Genomic DNA, 16,531 nt, shown 5'->3' with positions numbered 1-16,531 from the left:
ACTACTCTCCTTTTACATTGTTTAAAGTACTATCTACTACTTCAAGATAATCTGTACAAATAAAATTTTCTAATTCGGGATAAACAAAACTCTGATCAATCCCCATGTAGCGTAACTGCTCTAAAAATTCCTGACGAGATACTTCGGAAGCTTTATCATCATCTCCTTTTTCCAAATCTATTATCCAAACAGTATCTATGTATTTCTCTGGTACATTATTATTGTTTGATTTATCTAGAGCATTTAATAGCAAAAATCCCCATTTTGATTTTTAATGCGATCATTCGAAAAATGAGGACGAATAATGTAATCATTATCTAAATCTTCAAATTTTATCTTTTGATCAAATCCAGGATTATAATACTTGGTTTTATTAGCTAGATTTTTCATAACATCATAATTCTCAATAACAGAATTTAGGACATCTATGAGGATTAAATCCCACGCTTCTTTATTTAATGTTTTAGCATTAAAGGCCGCTTGCATATTTTTATAATTATTAATATAAGGAATTGGATCTATATTATTTCTTTTGCTGTTTATAAAGTTCATCAAATTCATATAAGTGCTTGGTTTGATTGATGAATCACCCTCTACAAATTTTTGAAGTTCTTTCTTCATAGATTCATAGTTATTTTTTAAATTTTTAATTTCATCCTGTTCTGCTGTAGATAATCTGGATAATGCAGCTATAACAGCAACGGTATTGTCAAAAACACTTTTTTGAGCATCCCAGCCTTTATTCTGTCTTGCTCCCAGCTTAGATTCAGATTTATTATTCTCTTCATTAATCTTTTCTGTATCAATAACATAGACATAGTGTTCCTTTATGCTGGAGTCCCCAGACAAGGCAAAAAATAAAGCGATATAGGGATTAAAACTAATATCTAAGAGTCTTGTTGGCAAACCATAGTGTTGCATGAGGAGTAAAATTTCTAGATTACTTTTACATTCTTTAAAAATATTTGGATAGCGACTTATAACAGCATCAATTAGATCACTTTCCCGATAAATTTGTTTATCTCCGCAACTATCTTTCATCTGACGAAAAATCTTGGGAGTGAGCTTCCATTTTTCAAAGCCAGGATATTTTCCTTCTCCACGAAAAACATATCGATGACGATAGGTATCCGCTTCTAGCATTTGAACTTTTTCGACAAAATCTCTGAAGTTTGTAATTCTAATTTCATTTGGCATTTCTTAATCCTCTCAATCATCTCTAGAAGTAAAATTTAGTGCTTCAAAAAATTTTGTAGATCTCTTATTATTTGAAAACAGTCTTGCTAGACGCTTTTTAATATCAGCTACAATATTTTTGATAGATTCATCGTGGCTTAGTAGCTTCTCAATCTCTTCTTGAAGCTTAAGTAAATAACTCTCTTGCTGTGTTATTTTTTCCTGTAAATTGTCTATATCTCCAGATATGTTGAAATTACAATGAGAAAAGGTATTGCGGATTTTTGTTCTAACACTTTCTTCAGCTTTTTTTATCGGTTCATAAATTTCGGATTCCATTTCTCCTATGACAGTATTTTTAAAATAATTTCTAAACTTATGTTTAAATAAATCATCTTCTTTGATATCATTATTTACTAACCAGATTAATAGTGTTACTAAAGCTTCTTGTGTTGTCACAGCTGCTTGACCAATACGTCCTTGTCTAGCGTACCATTTTCCTAGTTCAAATTGAAAGTAGGCAAGGCGTTTCATTTTTTCTTCATCTTTTGAAATAGATAAAGATTCCTTGAAATGCACTCCTAAATCTTTCGCAATTTCATCCCTTATAAATGTTACTGCTGGATCCTCAATTCCTTGTAAAAGATTAGTATCTTCCACTAAGCGTGTAATTGCTTGGTGCAAATGGTAAAGATCATTACGATTTGTTCCATACTCAAACTGGTTGAAGCTTTCTCTTAGGTTTTCGTAGTTCGGATCATTAGTCCTTTTATCTAATAGTTCCAGAAGAGTTTTGACACTTGCATAGGAACGAAATTCATTAGCTGCATTGATCCATGCCATTAGATTATCTACGCTATTAAGATTGACGATCGGTGTCTTATCTGGGTATGTTTTATCCTCAAACATACCATAAAATACTTCAAACTCCGCCTTCCAATTCAAGACCTTAGATACATAGTTTGACAACATATAGGTAAAGATAGGAAACGAACGAAATCCATTTGTAATATCACAAATAATTTTGTTTTTTTGCTTATTATCGAAAAGATTAGCTGCCTCCTTAACTAACTTTGTTTTAATGTCTTCAAATGTTTGCTTTAACTCTTGGTTAGTTGAACCAAGAGTTATTATAACAGGATGAAATGTGACTGAGTTATCTCTTAACTTTGTGAAATAGTAAGTTGCTGGTTCAATAGCTTTTTTTAGTAAATCTTCCTTTAGACTGACTTTATTGGTATCGGAGAACTCATTTCGAAAATCCTGATAATCCTTCATTGAAAAAGATCCATTTTTTATAGCAAAATGTCTATATATCTCTTCCCAAGAAGATGTAGCAGTTCCAACCAACAAAACCTTACTGACATTGATTTCAGTCTGATTTGTGAGATAGTATTCATAAGTAAATTTTGATATCACTTCGTTTTTTGAGATAGGGTCATAATAATTCGTTTTAGTGTAACCGAACTTATTGTCTTTAATAGAGTCTTCATCTTTAATTTGATCTTCTGTAGGTCTAATCGCACCTAAAAAAGCAACTAAAATTCCTTCTGTCATTTCATTTCCTCAATTCTAAATATTCCAAAATCTTGAGAATTCTTTTCACCAAGACTAATATTGTAAAGCAAGTGCATAGGTTCAGGATTGGCAAACAGGTGAAGGTTTCTCATATAAGCTTTGATAGAAGTTTTCTTATACAATTAGTTTATTCTTTTAATTCTTAGGAAATAGTGATATATAACTTGCATAAAGCTTATAACCTCAATTGTTATCTAATCTTATTTTGACTGATCTTACAGGAGCCAACCCTCCTTCTATAAACTCAGCTGACATGTAAATCTTTCTTCATAAAAGAGAACACCATATAGTAAACTCTTCTTAAGAATATATCTCAATCGCTCATTGGGATTAAAAACGTAAAAATATAAGTTTCAAAAAATTATAATCTGACTTGAACTATGGATACTAAAATATCCCAATAAACAACTGAAGATGAAACATAAAACTTCCTAATACCTGCTATCTAACGATATGTTTCCTTAACTACATTTCTAAAATTTAGTTTTACTAATATTAAAGTAGGAATAGGGACTTGGCACTCCATCTAACATCTATTCTAAAACTCCTTCCGATATTATTATACAAATAAATTAAATTATTTTTAGTTATATTATAGCACAAAATGTTAGCGTTTCCAATTTAAATATGTTTTGAGAATAAGAAAAAGACGAATATCTAGTACTCAGGATGAGCAGATATTCGTCTTTTATAACTATATAGTTCCCTAATTATTTATTATCTTTCTTGAATAGCTTTCTCAACCGCTGCTTTTTCACGGGCAATCAAGTCAACACGCGCTGCGATTTCTTTGATTCCCATGCTGATATTACGGCTGATAGCCATATCGTCCAGCTGCGGCTCAAAGAAAGCCTTGTATTCTGCTAGTCTTTCTTCTGTCTTGAAAGCATTAGCTGGATAAATGACGAATTTGTCGAAGCTCATGTCGCCACCCAGAGCAGCCTTAATCCAATCCCAATTCTCACGCGCCCAAGTCCAAGCAGTAGCTTGAGTAAATTGATGATTCAAGAGAGGGAAATACCAGCTCATTGCCAAATCTTGTGGTTTTACGATATCCTTGTTTTTCAAAGATTCCAAGATACGAGCAAGAGTTTCTGCGTCCTTAGTGTAAGCCAAAGCAGCTGCCAATTGGCGTTTGAAGCTACCGTCGACTGTTGAAACATAATCATTCAAGTATTGGTCGGCCAATTCTTTGCTCTCATAATGCTTGATTTGGTTGATGAGAATATGCAAGCGAATAGCTGCAGGCAATTTCTCCAAGTCTTCTTGATGAGCAGCAAAAAGACGACTTGCTTCTTGACTTGCTGCTTGATCATCGGCTGCAATCAGACTTCCTACAACGATCTGACGAACCAGCTCATCTTCATCACTTTCCCCTTCTTTTGCTTCAAAGCCTAGACGATCAAAGTTGAATTTGATAAGTTTAACAACCAATTCGTTATATGCTTTCTCGCACTCGCTTCCTTCGTCCACAAAGAGCTTGAGGCCATTCAGAACGGCTTTAACTCCTGAAACAACCAAATAGGAGGTTTCTTCTGTCAGTTTTTCAATAACTGGAACCAAATCAGCAAATGAAATACTGCCTGCTTCAGCCAAGAGACGGCGCTCTTGCACCACTTGAAGCTTGCTGGTGCTATCCAAGTCTGTAATGGTATCTAAAATCTGCTCAAGCAAGACACCTTGATAGTCCGTGATATAGTGAGCTGTATTTTCAGTATTAAAGCGCAGGGCACCTTGGTTTTGAGCAGCCAAGGTAGAGTAATTTGGAATTTCCAGCGTTTCTGTTTCCAGTGTATCTGGCAAACCTTTCCAGTTGCTATTTAGAGGCAAGACCCAAGTGCGTTTCTTATCTTCGTACTCCCCAATAAAGAATTGTTTTTGAGAGAGTTTGAGCGTATCATTTTCTACTGTAGCTGTCAAAACAGGGTAGCCTGGCTGTTCCAACCAAGAGTCCATAAAGGCTGCTACATCACGACCAGAAGCAGCTCCCAAGGCATTCCAAAGGTCACGACCGATGGTATTTCCATACTGGTGTTTAGCAAAGTAAGCGTTCAATCCTTTAGCAAAGGCCTCATCACCCAACCAACGACGAAGCATGTGCATAAGGCGGCTTCCCTTAGCATAAACGATAGCCGGATCAAACAAGGTATTGATTTCGTCAGGGTGCTTCACTTCCACATGGACAGACTGAACTCCGTCTGTCGCATCGCGCTTAAGCGCCAAAGGCACACCTGTTGTTTGGAAATTCTCAAAGATATTCCAGCTTGGTTCAATCGCATTTACACAGACATACTCCATCATGTTGGCAAAACTTTCGTTGAGCCAAAGGTCATCCCACCACTTCATAGTGACCAAGTTTCCAAACCATTGGTGAGCCAACTCATGAGCAACGACAAGTGCTACATCTTGACGGCTGGATACCGTAGAATTTTCATCTACTAAGAGATAAATCTCACGGTAGGTCACCAGACCCCAGTTTTCCATAGCACCAGATGAAAAGTCTGGCAGGGCTACGTGCAGCGACTGAGGAATCGGATATTTGACACCATAATATTCTTCGTAAAATTCAATCGAGCGAACCGCAATGTCCAAAGCAAATTCTAAATTGCTGGCTGGATGAGCCTTAGTTGCATAAACACCAACCAAAGTACCGTTTTTAGTTTTAGCAGTAATACCTTGCATATCCCCAGCAGCAAAGGCCAATAGATAGGAAGACATGCGAGGTGTTCTTTCAAACTTCCAAATGCCAGTCGCTTTCCGATTTTCAACGTCGATTTCAGGCATATTAGACAAAGCTAGTTCGCCTTCTGCTTGGTCAAATTTCAATGCCAAATCAAAAGTCGCTTTAGCTTCTGGCTCATCTACACTTGGAAAGGCTTCACGGGCAAAATGGCTCTCAAATTGCGTGGAAATGATCTCTTTTTTCACTCCATCTACAGTATAGTAAGATGGGTAAATCCCCGTCATATTGTCTGTAATCTTACCTGTATAGGTCAAGGTCACTTCCACAGGACCTGCTGATGCCAATTCAACATAAAGAGCTTCATTGTCATTATCAAGAGTGAAGGGACGAGCTTGTCCAGCCACTTCTACTGCCTCAATCGTCAAATCCTTTTGGTGCAAGGAAATTTTCTCCATTTTAGCTTCACCGGTAATGGTAACTTTCCCTGAGAAAGTCTTATCCGCACGATTCAAATCCAAAAAGAGATCATAGTGCTCTGGAACAAAAGTATCAATAAAATGTGCAACTGCTTGCATGTTTTTCTCCTCATCTAATTGAAGGGGCTGGTATTAAACCAACCTCCATTCAAGATTCATCTCTTACTATTCTACCATATTTAGTGACTTTATACTCATTCCAACTGACCCAAAATTGATTTTTGACTTCAAACATAAAGTAATCATTTTAAAGCCATCCTGTCATTAGCTTTTCTCTTCCTCAAAACAAAAAAGACAAGCTTAGCCTGTCTGATGGATTCGTCCGAAGGAAAAGTGAAGTTCATGTTTGCTTTGTTTCTTTCTTCAGTTCGTTCAATTTTTTATTGTATAAGCGATTTTCTTCTTGACAGGCTTCATTCAGTCGATCTTCGTAACGCCTTATTTTCCGCTCGCAATCTTCTCGATTTTCCTCAATTTGGTGTAATATATAAGATGAATCAGCAGGCGAACTGTGACGACAGAATGATATAACCCAATTGCTCATTTCTTCCGAAAAATTTCTAGCCTCCCGTTTCATATCGTGATAATCCCATTCCAATTCACTGGCTTTTCTACGAAATGCTAGATGTTCATCATCTAATTGTGCTATCTGCTTTTTTGTATCCATAATCCCTCCTACAGAATTGGACTTATCAAATTAGGCGTTGAGACTTCATTTAAGACATTCTTGATAGATTCGGCTGCTAATCCTGAAAAAGCACCTTCCAAATCGGCAGGAACCTGAACTGATGAGAATGATTTCATTGTCTCAGCCTGATTGGTGAGCCATTCTTGCAATAGGCGACTTTCTTCAAGGAGAGTGGCTCTTTTAGCTGAGATTAAACCTCGAATAGCCAGACGTTCCTGTATCCTCAGATACTCTTTTTTGATACGTTCTGCTTCCGCTCGATCCTCTATCATTGGTTCAATCATACGCTTCCTCCTATAATTCCCCAAAAATCTGGCTACCTTTTTGGTCGATTTCTACAATTCTATCAGCTGCCTTGTTTAATTTACCTGCTATACTTGTCATTTCCTTCTGATATGAGTTGGCCGAAGAAAGAGTTGCTGCTTCTATTCCAGTATTCCAAGCTAGCTCAAAGCTCAACTCAGACAGTAAACCCTCTATCTCTCCACCAGAAAGGTTATGAGCCAGCGTATACGCTGCTGATCGTAGTTCTGTTATATGCTGAGAGACACTTTCCTTGGCATTTGCAAGTTTATCTTTGATCGCCTGCTCATATACTTCAGCTTGTAACTGAGCCGTTTGCGCACTTGTACGAACAAGTTCCTCTCTCAATCTAATCATTTGACTGCCTGTAGTCGTTTTCAAAGAAGCGTGCAGTTCATCAATGCGTCGTCTCTTTAGAGTGAGTAATTCTTGCTTAGAAGGTTCTGGAGCAAAGTCTCCATATTCCTTTAAATACTCACGAACATAGTATTCAGGAGTCACCTTGTCCATCTCTAAACCATAATTTGCGATTGCTACATTTACTTTGTACGTTTTTGCTTTATATTCAGCAATCTTTCGGACCTGTTTTTCTGTCATGCCAGTAGCGAATAGATTTCTTTTATAATAATAATCTACATCTAACTTGTTTCCCTTCATTACTGGAGTTCTTGGTGAATGTCCGTCTTCCCCTTCAAGAACTTCAAATCTCATAGTTTGTCCATAGGGAACATAACCACTATTCCCGTCTAAGAAAACAACATCGCCTCGACTATCTCTATAGATAGTGGCGTTTTTATTAAGATAAGCTACTTGTTCTTTTGAAATACCGCCTGTATCAACAGCTTTTTTAGCCGCAAAATCCATAAAATTTGTCACTTTGATTGTACGGTTCTGTTTAAGGCCGTACTTTGAGGCTGTATAAGCTACACCAGGCCCAGCTTGACTGTGCCCAGACATATTAGAAATAATTCCGTTATGGGATTTTATCTTTTCTTCAGTAATTTGATAAAACACATCAATATCATCTGATTGGGGAGTCAGCATTCCAGGAAATATTCCAAATGACCCACTAGCAAAGAATGCTTTTTCACTTGAATCAACAATATCTCGATTTTTCTTCCAGTAATAGGGTTGATTCCCAAAATCTTTAAAATTTTCACCTGGAACTTGAGTCCCTGCTACTACAATAGCTGTTTCTTGGTAATTAGGATTCTCCCCTTTTTCATTATCGACAGGTACAACTGCCATTGCTTGAGTTGTACTATTTTGTCGATAAACAATTTGGTAGTACTTGTCTTGATTAGGTATTTGAAATACCGTACCCTCAGTAGCTCCTAGTTCTTTTTTAATCATCCCTTGCAATTCTTGAATTTCCTTATCATTCAGTGTCATGCGGAAGTACCCCCTTTTTTAGTTCTAGATTATAAATAACTTCAGCATTTGAGCTTCCAACATCTGATTTTTCAACACCTTTTAGCCTCCCTTCTTTTATTAAGGTTTCAAAATTAAAATCAATATCCTTTATTTTCTTCCCTTTTATTTCTTCTGGCAATGATTGTCCGTAAGTCACATCTTTAAATTCTCCTGAGTCTGTGCTTAATTCGATATAAGGATTCCCTGAATAATCAAAACTCAGACGTAAATAACCTATAGTACCATAAGCAGGATGTTGAAAGTTTTTATATAATCCTCCAAATTTCGCTTTATTTCCGTGAGAGTCATAAACAATTGGAACAATTTCCGCATTCAACATAGAAGATCCGTCATCCCCTGTAACATAAATGGGAGAAAATTCAATTCTTTTAATTCCTTTATAATGTTCTTTGATGTAGGTTCCAATTTGCTCTTCAAGAAGTTGAAATCCATGCTGATAAAGCTTGGTTGTTTTAGGGCCAAAGTTCGGTTTTGTAAGTTTATTGTACATATAGATTCCTCCTGATATTACAACGAATAAAATTGTTAAGACGATTATAATCTTTTTTTTCACAAGTATACCCCCTTACACCGATCCGTAAAAATGCTCACATGTTTTTCTAACAGTTTATCATAGTGTCTCGCCTTTGTAATATAAAATTTTTTATCACTTCCGCTAAAAATACTCTGTTACATCGATAAAAGTTTCATTCCTTAATGAGTTAATGTAATATCATCCTTCCTCTTTACTTAGCTTAACATTGTAAATGATTTCAGCTTTTGGGCTTCCTTTTTCATCCTTAATAACATCCTTTAACTGACCGTATTCAACTAATAATTCCATATTCAAATCAATCCCTTTAGCTCTTGTGAGTTTAGCTTCATCAGGTAAATGTTGCGCGTTAGAAACATCAATGTTATTCCCGTTTGAGTCCTTTAAATCTATAGCTTCATTTCCACCTCCATCAAAATTAAGAATTATATGTGAGACGATACCAAAGCTACTTGGATACACATTATTAACTTTAGTGCCAAGAGTGGCTTTATTCCCATATTTATCATAAATTGTCGGACGTACATAGGCATTTGAGAAAGTTGACCCTTCCTCAGTAATGTAGATTGGGGAAAACTCAATCTTTTCAACCCCTGAGTAATGCTCTTTTATATAAGTTCCTAGTTGCTCTTCCAGAAGTCGAAAGCCATGCTGATAGAGTTTAGCTGTTTTGGGGCTAAGGTTGGGTTTTGTTAATTTGTTATACATATAGATACCTCCCGAAATTACAACGAATAGAATTATTAAACCCGTAATAATCTTTTTTTTCACAAGTATACCTCCTCACATCTATATGAAAACGAATCCATTTTTTCTGCTTATAGCATATCACAATATTGTATTTTTTGCCGAGTATTTCTGTCATATTATTCATAAACAGAAACCTCCCCATTTAATCAAAGATTATTCCCATTCTGAATAACTCCCTCTTTTAATTTATAAGTTGTAGTCTATTTCAGCATTCGGACTTCCTACATCTGATTTCTTAACGTCTTTTAGCCTTACTAAATGTTATTAATATAAACAATGTCATTCTGTCAACGCCATTCCAAATAGTCTCCTTTCCTAATTTCTGTATTATAGACAACTTCTGCATCTGGACTGCCAATTTCACTTTTAACCACATCTTTTAGGTGACCAGCATTGACAAGCGCTTCAATATTTTCATCTATTGAGGGGTTGATTGTTAATTTAGCTTTTGGAGGCAAGCTTTTGTAATTCGTTATGTCAAGAAATTTACCATCTACATCAATTTCAATCACTTCCTCATCAAATCCATTAAAATCTAACCGTAGATCTCCTAAAAGACCGTAGCTTGCATATCCATGCTTACCAACTTTCCGCCCTAAATAAGCCTTATTCCCATGATTGTCATAAATTACGGGAACGATATTAGCATCGAACATAGTCTGCCCATCCCCACCTTGAACAAAAATTGGCGAAAACTCTATTTTACTGACTCCTGAATAGTGCTCCTTGATATAAGTTGACAACTGTTCTTCCAACAAACGAAATCCTCGTTTGTAAAGTTTTGCTCCTTTATCGTCTAAAACGTCACTGACATTATACGGCGAGTTTTGATGTTCAATCCATTTTGTCATACAGTAGCCCCCTCCTAAAACTAAGATTATTATTACAGCTATAATTGCAAGTTGTTTTTTCTTCATTACCTGTCACCCCTATATCTACATGAAAACGGTTCAATTTTTTTCTGTCATATTATCTATAAGAATAAATTTCCCTGTTTAATCAAGGAACATTCCCATTCTGAGTAGTTTCCTCTTCTGATTTCAAGATTATACTCTATCTTTGCTTTTGGACTACCACTTTCACTCTTCTTTACACCTTTCAACTGACCGTTCTGGATAAGCACCTCAATATTCTTATCCAATTTAGGTAGGGAAGACAATTTAGCAAATTCAGGCAAATGTTTATGATTAGACACTTCTACTGTTGTATTTTCATCAACCCTCAGGTCAATGGCTTCTTCACCAGTCGCTCCATCAAATCCTAGAAGCAAATCCCACGAATCACCATAGGCAGCATAGGTAGTGTCTCCTATTTTTTTCCCTAAATAAGTTTTATTTCCATTTGAATCAGTTATAGCTGCGATTATACTAGCATCAAACATTGTCTGTCCATCCCCACCTTGAACAAAAATTGGCGAAAACTCTATTTTACTGACTCCTGAATAGTGCTCTTTGATATAAGTTGACAACTGTTCTTCCAACAAACGAAATCCGCGTTTGTAAAGTTTTACTTCTTTATCGTCTAAAACGTCACTAACATTATACGGTGAGTTTTGATATTCAATCCATTTTGTCATACAGTATCCCCCTCCTGAAACTAGAACGAACAAAATTGCCAGAACGACAATAACCTTTTTTCTCATGATTATACCTCCATTACAGTATTCTATAAAACAAGACTTTCAGCTATCACTTTCCTACATTGTAGCATAATTTTTAGCATTATCCTCCATTTCTTTTTCAATCATTTCAACCAAAAGGGGAGTACTTAGGTCATATCGATAAATTATCTTTTTGTTTTAGACCTTTTAATCCATTGAAATCCCAATTTGCCTGTTATCTACATGAAGTCTAAATATCTATCTTTTAAATTCGTCTCATCTCATCTTTTCTCCTCCCAAAAACACAAAAAGACAAGCTTAGCCTGTCTTTTTAACATATATTATAATTCGATAATTTTACCCGTTTCAAAGTAAACGACCCACTCGCAGATGTTTTTGGCATAATCGCCGATACGTTCTAAGAAAGAAATAACCTGGAAATAATCACGGCCTGTAACGATGGCTTCAGGATTTTTCTTGATTTCTTCCGTAGCCAGGTCACGAATGCTATCAAAATAATGATTGATTTTTTCATCCATAGCTGCTACTTCATAGGCCTGATCTACAGAACCATTCAGGTAGAGATCAAGGGCAGCTTCAACGAAATTTTTCACATCGCGACCCATCTTTTTAATTTCGTCCTCAACAGCTGGAATACGCTGCTCACCTTTCATACGAATAGCCGCTTTTGCAATGGATACCGCATGGTCTCCCATACGCTCTAAGTCTGAAACAGCCTTGAGAACAGTCAAGACTGTACGAAGGTCTTGAGAAACAGGTTGCTGGAGGGCAATCATTTCAAATGATTTCTTTTCCAATTTCACTTCATATTCATTTACTTCTGCATCATCTTCGATGACTTCCTTTGCCAAGTCACGGTCATGTGTGACAAAAGCACGCACGGTGCGGTTGATTTGTGAGAGCACTTCTTGTCCCATTGCGTAGAACTGATTGTGCAATTTCTCCAAATCTTCTTCAAATTGAGATCGTAACATCATTCAACTCCTTATCCAAATTTTCCTGTAATATAATCTTCTGTTTCCTTATTTTGTGGGTTGAGGAACATCTCCTTAGTATCATTAAACTCCATCAAATCACCACCCAAGAAGAAGCCTGTTTTATCCGAAAGCCGGGAAGCCTGCTGCATGGAGCGCGTCACCAAGAGCATGGTATAGGTGTCCTTAAGTCCATAGAGAGTTTCCTCAATCTTACCCGCAGAGATTGGATCTAGCGCTGACGTTGGCTCATCCAAGAGGATAATTTTCGGGCTGGTAGCCAAAACGCGTGCTACACAAATCCGCTGCTGTTGACCACCAGAGAGACCAATAGCCGAATCATGTAAACGGTCTTTCACTTCGTTCCAAATAGAAGCCCCAATCAAGGAACGCTCCACCGCTTCATCTAAAACTTGTTTATCCTTGACACCGTTGATGCGCAGTCCGTAGACAACATTTTCATAAATGGTCATGGGGAAGGGATTAGGCTGCTGGAACACCATGCCAATCTCTTTGCGCAACTCCACCGTATCTGTCCGAGGACTGTAGATATTGTGTCCGTTGTAGATGACCGTGCCTGTTGTTGTTACTTCTGGATTCAAATCACCCATACGGTTAATAGCCTTGAGCAAGGTGGATTTCCCTGAACCTGACGGTCCAATCAAGGCAGTGATTTCATTAGGCATAAAGTCCAAGGAGACACTATTGAGTGCTTTCTTTTTATTATAATAAACCGACAAGTCCTTGACTTGCAAAATAGGTTCTGTCATAAATTCATTCCTTTAGTTTCTTCACCTCTAACCAAAATGACCAGAAACATAGTCATTGGTAGACTGCAGTTTGGCATTTTGGAAGATATTGGCGGTCTTGTCGTACTCAATCAAATCCCCCAGATAAAAGAAGCCGGTATAGTCACTGGCCCGGGCAGCCTGCTGCATATTGTGCGTCACGATGATGATCGTATAGTCCTTCTTGAGCTCAAACATGGTTTCTTCTAGCTGCATGGTCGCAATCGGATCCAGCGCAGAAGCCGGCTCGTCCATAAGCAAGATATCAGGCTTGACCGAAATAGCTCGGGCAATACAGAGCCGCTGCTGCTGGCCGCCTGACAAGGTCAAGGCTGATTTATGAAGATCATCCTTTACTTGGTCCCAAAGCGCGGCTTGCTTGAGCGAAGTTTCAACAAGCTCATCCAAAATCTTTTTATCTTTTACACCAGCACGTTCATGGGCAAAGGTAATGTTGCGATAAATAGACTTAGCAAATGGATTAGGCCGTTGAAAGACCATGCCGATGTGCTTACGCATCTCGTAAACGTTGATATCAGGACGATTGACGTCTATTCCTTGGTAAAGAATTTGCCCTGTTACCTTAGCAATATCAATCGTATCATTCATACGATTAAGACTGCGGAGATAGGTCGATTTCCCTGAGCCAGACGGACCAATCAGAGCTGTGATTTTATTCTTTTCAAATTGCATATCAATGCCCTTGATGGATTCCTTTTTACCGTAGTAAACATGCAAATCCTTGGTCGAAAGGGCTACCTTTTCTTCAGGAAAAGTAATGATATGTTTTTCATTCCAATTATATTCTGTCATTGCTTCTCCTTTATGCAGAGGTTAATTTCTTGTGCAAGTAAGAACCGAGTTGGCGGGCTCCAAAGTTGAAAATCAAGATAAAAATCAGAAGCACCGCTGCTGATCCTGCTGACACCACAGTGCCATCAGGAATGGTTCCCTCACTATTGACCTTCCAGATATGGACAGCAAGTGTCTCCGCCTGCCGGAAAATCGAAATCGGGCTGGTAATGCTGAAAATGTTCCAGTTAGACCAATCCAGAGCCGGCGCAGATTGACCCGCAGTATAGATCAAGGCAGCAGCTTCACCGAAAATCCGACCAGAAGCAAGGACAATCCCTGTCACAATCCCTGGCAGAGCCTCTGGAATGACCACATGCAACACTGTTTCCCAGCGGGAAATTCCGAGTGCCAGTCCTGCTTCACGCTGTGTATGGTGAACATGGCGTAAGCTATCCTCGACGTTACGAGTCATCTGAGGCAGATTGAAGACAGTCAGCGCCAAAGCACCAGAAATGATTGAGAAGCCATACTCAAACTGTACAACAAAAATCAAATAACCAAAAAGTCCGACTACTACCGAAGGCAGTGAAGACAGAATTTCAATACAGGTACGGACAAAGTTGGTCACTGGGCCTTTCTTAGCATATTCTGACAGATAAACCCCAGCCCCCATAGAAAGAGGCACAGAGATAATCAGAGTAATTACCAGCAGGAAGAAGGAATTGTATAGCTGAATCCCGATACCACCGCCAGCTTGGTAAGAAGAGGATTTCCCTGTCAAGAAAGACCAGGAAACATGAGGCAGACCTCTAACTAAGATATAGAGGATGAGAGAGGCAAGGATGGCAACAATGATACTCGCTATTGTGTAGAGAACACCAGTCGCCAATTTATCTAATTTCTTAGCGTGCATAGTTTTTCTTACCTCTTTCTTTTGTAATCAGTTTAATGACACTGTTAAAGGCTAAGCTCATCATCAAGAGCACCAGAGCCAGAGACCAAAGAACGTTATTATCCACTGTTCCCATAACGGTATTTCCGATTCCCATGGTCAAAACGGAAGTCAGCGTCGCCGCAGGTGTTGTCAAAGAGGTTGGTATCACCGCAGAGTTACCGACAACCATTTGGATAGCCAAGGCTTCACCGAAGGCACGTGCCATTCCAAAGACCACCGCTGTAAAGATACCCGAGCGAGCAGCCTTGAGTGTTACCCGCCAAATAGTTTGCCAGCGTGTTGCACCCATAGCTAAACTAGCTTCACGGTAGTGACGAGGTACAGCACGAAGGCTATCTGTCGTCATAAAAGTCACCGTCGGCAAAATCATGACAAAAAGTACGAAAATACCAGACAGAATCCCAAATCCGGTACCGCCAAAAACAGTCCGAACAAAAGGAACCACAACCTGCAAGCCGATAAATCCATACACAACAGACGGAATCCCAACCAAGAGCTCAATCGCAGGCTGAAGAATCTTGGCCCCTTTAGGCGACACTTCAGTCATAAAGACAGCTGCCCCAATAGCAAATGGCGTTGCAATCAGTGCTGACAAGATGGTAACAATGAAAGACCCCAAGATCATGGGCAGGGCACCGAATTCCTTACCTGACGGATTCCAAGTGGAGCCAAATAAAAATTCAAACACATTGACTCCGTTTACAAAGAAAGTCGACAGCCCTTTTTGTGCTACGAAGATTAAAATCATGGCTACAATCAGTACGATTAAAGACAGGCAAGCAAAGGAGATATATTTACCAAATTTTTCCAGACGAGAGTTTTTCGAAGGGGATAGTAATGTTTTTGCTAATTCTTCATTTCTCATTTGCTATCTCCTTTTAAGCTCGTAACATTTCCATCAGCATCCTTGCTGACCTGCATTTCCTTGATGGAAATATAGCCCATTCCTGAGACAATCCCATCCTGAACTTCGTCTGACAGCATGTAGTCCAAAAACTCTGCTGCAAGACCAGTCGGCTTACCCAATGTATACATATGCTCATAAGACCAAAGTGGCCAAGCATTGGTCGCAACATTCTTAGCCGTAGGCTCGTAGCCATTGAGCTTCAAAGTCTTGACCGAATCATCCACATAAGCAAAGGCCAGATAAGAAATGGCTCCCGGTGTTTGAGAAACAATGGACTTAACCATCCCATTTGAATCCTGCTCCTGACTTTGAACGGCTGATTTACCATTCATGATGACACTGTCAAAAGTAGCTCGGGAACCAGAGCTTGCCGCACGGTTGATGATGGAAATCTCTAGATTTTTCCCACCCAGCTGCTTCCAGTTGGTCACTTCACCAGTAAAAATCTTCTGCAGCTGCTCTGCCGTTAAATTATCGACGGATACTTCTTTATTGACAATCACGGCAATTCCAGCGACGGCTACTTTGTGGTCAACAAGGGCTGAAGCATTAATCCCTTCTTTTTCCTCAGCAAATACATCTGAGTTGCCAATTTCCACCGCACCAGACTGAACCTGGGACAAGCCAGTACCTGATCCGCCACCTTGAACATTAACCGTTTTTCCAATGTTGGTTGAACTAAACTCATCCGCTGCAGCTTCAACGAGTGGCTGAAGGGCTGTCGAACCAACGGCAGTCATGGACTCCCCTCGGTCAATCCAGCTGGAGCAAGCAGAAAGGTTAACTGCAAATAGCACTAGAACTGCTGACAAAATCAGCTTATATTTTTTCTTTACCATTTTTCTCCTCGAAATCTTGAGAATAATAGTGG

General features: G+C 38.5%; 18 protein-coding genes. All 18 read right to left on the bottom strand.

The features are described from left to right. Position 1: 1 nt before the first annotated feature. The 18 genes from ACWPVL_RS10745 to ACWPVL_RS10660 all read right to left on the bottom strand — a co-directional run bounded on the left by ACWPVL_RS10745 (position 2) and on the right by ACWPVL_RS10660 (position 16,499). Positions 2-253 carry a hypothetical protein gene (locus ACWPVL_RS10745; protein WP_454388868.1) on the bottom strand — a complete coding sequence of 84 codons (252 nt, stop codon included), beginning with the start codon at positions 251-253 and terminating at the stop codon, positions 2-4. Then, positions 244-1,197, bottom strand: coding sequence for an FRG domain-containing protein (locus ACWPVL_RS10740; protein ID WP_454388866.1), 954 nt, complete (start codon positions 1,195-1,197; stop codon positions 244-246). Before ACWPVL_RS10740 ends, ACWPVL_RS10745 begins: the two co-directional genes overlap by 10 nt. 12 nt (positions 1,198-1,209) lie before the next feature. Next, positions 1,210-2,733 carry a hypothetical protein gene (locus ACWPVL_RS10735; protein ID WP_454388864.1) on the bottom strand — a complete coding sequence of 508 codons (1,524 nt, stop codon included), beginning with the start codon at positions 2,731-2,733 and terminating at the stop codon, positions 1,210-1,212. After that, positions 2,730-2,876: a CRISPR-associated endoribonuclease Cas6 gene (locus ACWPVL_RS10730; RefSeq protein ID WP_149555552.1), complete on the bottom strand. Its 147-nt coding sequence runs from the start codon at positions 2,874-2,876 to the stop codon at positions 2,730-2,732. Before ACWPVL_RS10730 ends, ACWPVL_RS10735 begins: the two co-directional genes overlap by 4 nt. Before the next feature lie 595 nt (positions 2,877-3,471). Next, on the bottom strand, positions 3,472-6,012 hold the full coding sequence (locus ACWPVL_RS10725; protein ID WP_454388862.1) for a M1 family metallopeptidase: 2,541 nt from the start codon (positions 6,010-6,012) through the stop codon (positions 3,472-3,474). Between the two features lie 241 nt (positions 6,013-6,253). Continuing rightward, positions 6,254-6,580, bottom strand: a complete 327-nt coding sequence (locus tag ACWPVL_RS10720; protein WP_454388860.1) for a hypothetical protein — start codon at positions 6,578-6,580, stop codon at positions 6,254-6,256. An 8-nt stretch (positions 6,581-6,588) separates the two neighbouring features. After that, positions 6,589-6,885, bottom strand: a complete 297-nt coding sequence (locus ACWPVL_RS10715) for a hypothetical protein (RefSeq protein WP_125379524.1) — start codon at positions 6,883-6,885, stop codon at positions 6,589-6,591. 10 nt (positions 6,886-6,895) lie between these two features. Continuing rightward, a complete protein-coding gene (locus tag ACWPVL_RS10710; protein ID WP_454388858.1) occupies positions 6,896-8,296 on the bottom strand; it encodes a hypothetical protein in 1,401 nt (466 codons plus the stop codon). Beyond that, complete coding sequence (locus tag ACWPVL_RS10705; protein WP_454388856.1) at positions 8,283-8,891, bottom strand: hypothetical protein; 609 nt, start codon at positions 8,889-8,891, stop codon at positions 8,283-8,285. The genes ACWPVL_RS10710 and ACWPVL_RS10705 overlap by 14 nt, the downstream gene beginning before the upstream one ends. Positions 8,892-9,050: 159 nt before the next feature. Further along, entirely contained in the window at positions 9,051-9,641 is a 591-nt protein-coding gene (locus tag ACWPVL_RS10700) for a hypothetical protein (protein ID WP_454388854.1), read from the bottom strand. Positions 9,642-9,907: 266 nt separating this feature from the next. Continuing rightward, positions 9,908-10,471 (bottom strand): hypothetical protein, encoded by a 564-nt coding sequence (locus ACWPVL_RS10695; protein WP_454388852.1) that lies wholly within the window; start codon positions 10,469-10,471, stop codon positions 9,908-9,910. Between the two features lie 122 nt (positions 10,472-10,593). Continuing rightward, positions 10,594-11,262, bottom strand: a complete 669-nt coding sequence (locus ACWPVL_RS10690) for a hypothetical protein (RefSeq protein WP_454388850.1) — start codon at positions 11,260-11,262, stop codon at positions 10,594-10,596. A 299-nt stretch (positions 11,263-11,561) separates the two neighbouring features. Continuing rightward, positions 11,562-12,215, bottom strand: coding sequence for a phosphate signaling complex protein PhoU (phoU, locus tag ACWPVL_RS10685; protein ID WP_005591940.1), 654 nt, complete (start codon positions 12,213-12,215; stop codon positions 11,562-11,564). Between the two features lie 11 nt (positions 12,216-12,226). Continuing rightward, complete coding sequence (gene pstB / locus ACWPVL_RS10680; RefSeq protein ID WP_048763927.1) at positions 12,227-12,985, bottom strand: phosphate ABC transporter ATP-binding protein PstB; 759 nt, start codon at positions 12,983-12,985, stop codon at positions 12,227-12,229. A gap of 27 nt (positions 12,986-13,012) precedes the next feature. Continuing rightward, positions 13,013-13,816 carry a phosphate ABC transporter ATP-binding protein PstB gene (gene pstB, locus ACWPVL_RS10675; RefSeq protein ID WP_061909075.1) on the bottom strand — a complete coding sequence of 268 codons (804 nt, stop codon included), beginning with the start codon at positions 13,814-13,816 and terminating at the stop codon, positions 13,013-13,015. Between the two features lie 10 nt (positions 13,817-13,826). Continuing rightward, positions 13,827-14,711: a phosphate ABC transporter permease PstA gene (gene pstA / locus ACWPVL_RS10670; RefSeq protein ID WP_454388848.1), complete on the bottom strand. Its 885-nt coding sequence runs from the start codon at positions 14,709-14,711 to the stop codon at positions 13,827-13,829. Next, on the bottom strand, positions 14,701-15,618 hold the full coding sequence (gene pstC, locus ACWPVL_RS10665) for a phosphate ABC transporter permease subunit PstC (protein ID WP_454388846.1): 918 nt from the start codon (positions 15,616-15,618) through the stop codon (positions 14,701-14,703). The genes pstA and pstC overlap by 11 nt, the downstream gene beginning before the upstream one ends. Beyond that, a complete protein-coding gene (locus ACWPVL_RS10660; protein WP_454388844.1) occupies positions 15,615-16,499 on the bottom strand; it encodes a phosphate ABC transporter substrate-binding protein PstS family protein in 885 nt (294 codons plus the stop codon). The genes pstC and ACWPVL_RS10660 overlap by 4 nt, the downstream gene beginning before the upstream one ends. Positions 16,500-16,531: the final 32 nt, after the last annotated feature.

This window comes from Streptococcus sp. Marseille-Q8145, assembly GCF_965112035.1.
The sequence above is the reverse complement of the archived record's forward strand: the minus strand, read 5'-3'. Positions and strand labels throughout refer to the sequence as shown.

Coding starts and splice junctions, on each gene's coding strand:
- ACWPVL_RS10735 (WP_454388864.1), bottom strand. CDS start 2,733: ATGACAGAAGGAATTTTAGTTGCTTTTTTAGGTGCGATTAGACCTACA.
- ACWPVL_RS10715 (WP_125379524.1), bottom strand. CDS start 6,885: ATGATTGAACCAATGATAGAGGATCGAGCGGAAGCAGAACGTATCAAA.
- ACWPVL_RS10740 (WP_454388866.1), bottom strand. CDS start 1,197: ATGCCAAATGAAATTAGAATTACAAACTTCAGAGATTTTGTCGAAAAA.
- pstB (WP_048763927.1), bottom strand. CDS start 12,985: ATGACAGAACCTATTTTGCAAGTCAAGGACTTGTCGGTTTATTATAAT.
- pstB (WP_061909075.1), bottom strand. CDS start 13,816: ATGACAGAATATAATTGGAATGAAAAACATATCATTACTTTTCCTGAA.
- pstC (WP_454388846.1), bottom strand. CDS start 15,618: ATGAGAAATGAAGAATTAGCAAAAACATTACTATCCCCTTCGAAAAAC.
- phoU (WP_005591940.1), bottom strand. CDS start 12,215: ATGTTACGATCTCAATTTGAAGAAGATTTGGAGAAATTGCACAATCAG.
- ACWPVL_RS10660 (WP_454388844.1), bottom strand. CDS start 16,499: ATGGTAAAGAAAAAATATAAGCTGATTTTGTCAGCAGTTCTAGTGCTA.
- ACWPVL_RS10725 (WP_454388862.1), bottom strand. CDS start 6,012: ATGCAAGCAGTTGCACATTTTATTGATACTTTTGTTCCAGAGCACTAT.
- ACWPVL_RS10695 (WP_454388852.1), bottom strand. CDS start 10,471: ATGACAAAATGGATTGAACATCAAAACTCGCCGTATAATGTCAGTGAC.
- ACWPVL_RS10690 (WP_454388850.1), bottom strand. CDS start 11,262: ATGAGAAAAAAGGTTATTGTCGTTCTGGCAATTTTGTTCGTTCTAGTT.
- ACWPVL_RS10710 (WP_454388858.1), bottom strand. CDS start 8,296: ATGACACTGAATGATAAGGAAATTCAAGAATTGCAAGGGATGATTAAA.
- pstA (WP_454388848.1), bottom strand. CDS start 14,711: ATGCACGCTAAGAAATTAGATAAATTGGCGACTGGTGTTCTCTACACA.
- ACWPVL_RS10720 (WP_454388860.1), bottom strand. CDS start 6,580: ATGGATACAAAAAAGCAGATAGCACAATTAGATGATGAACATCTAGCA.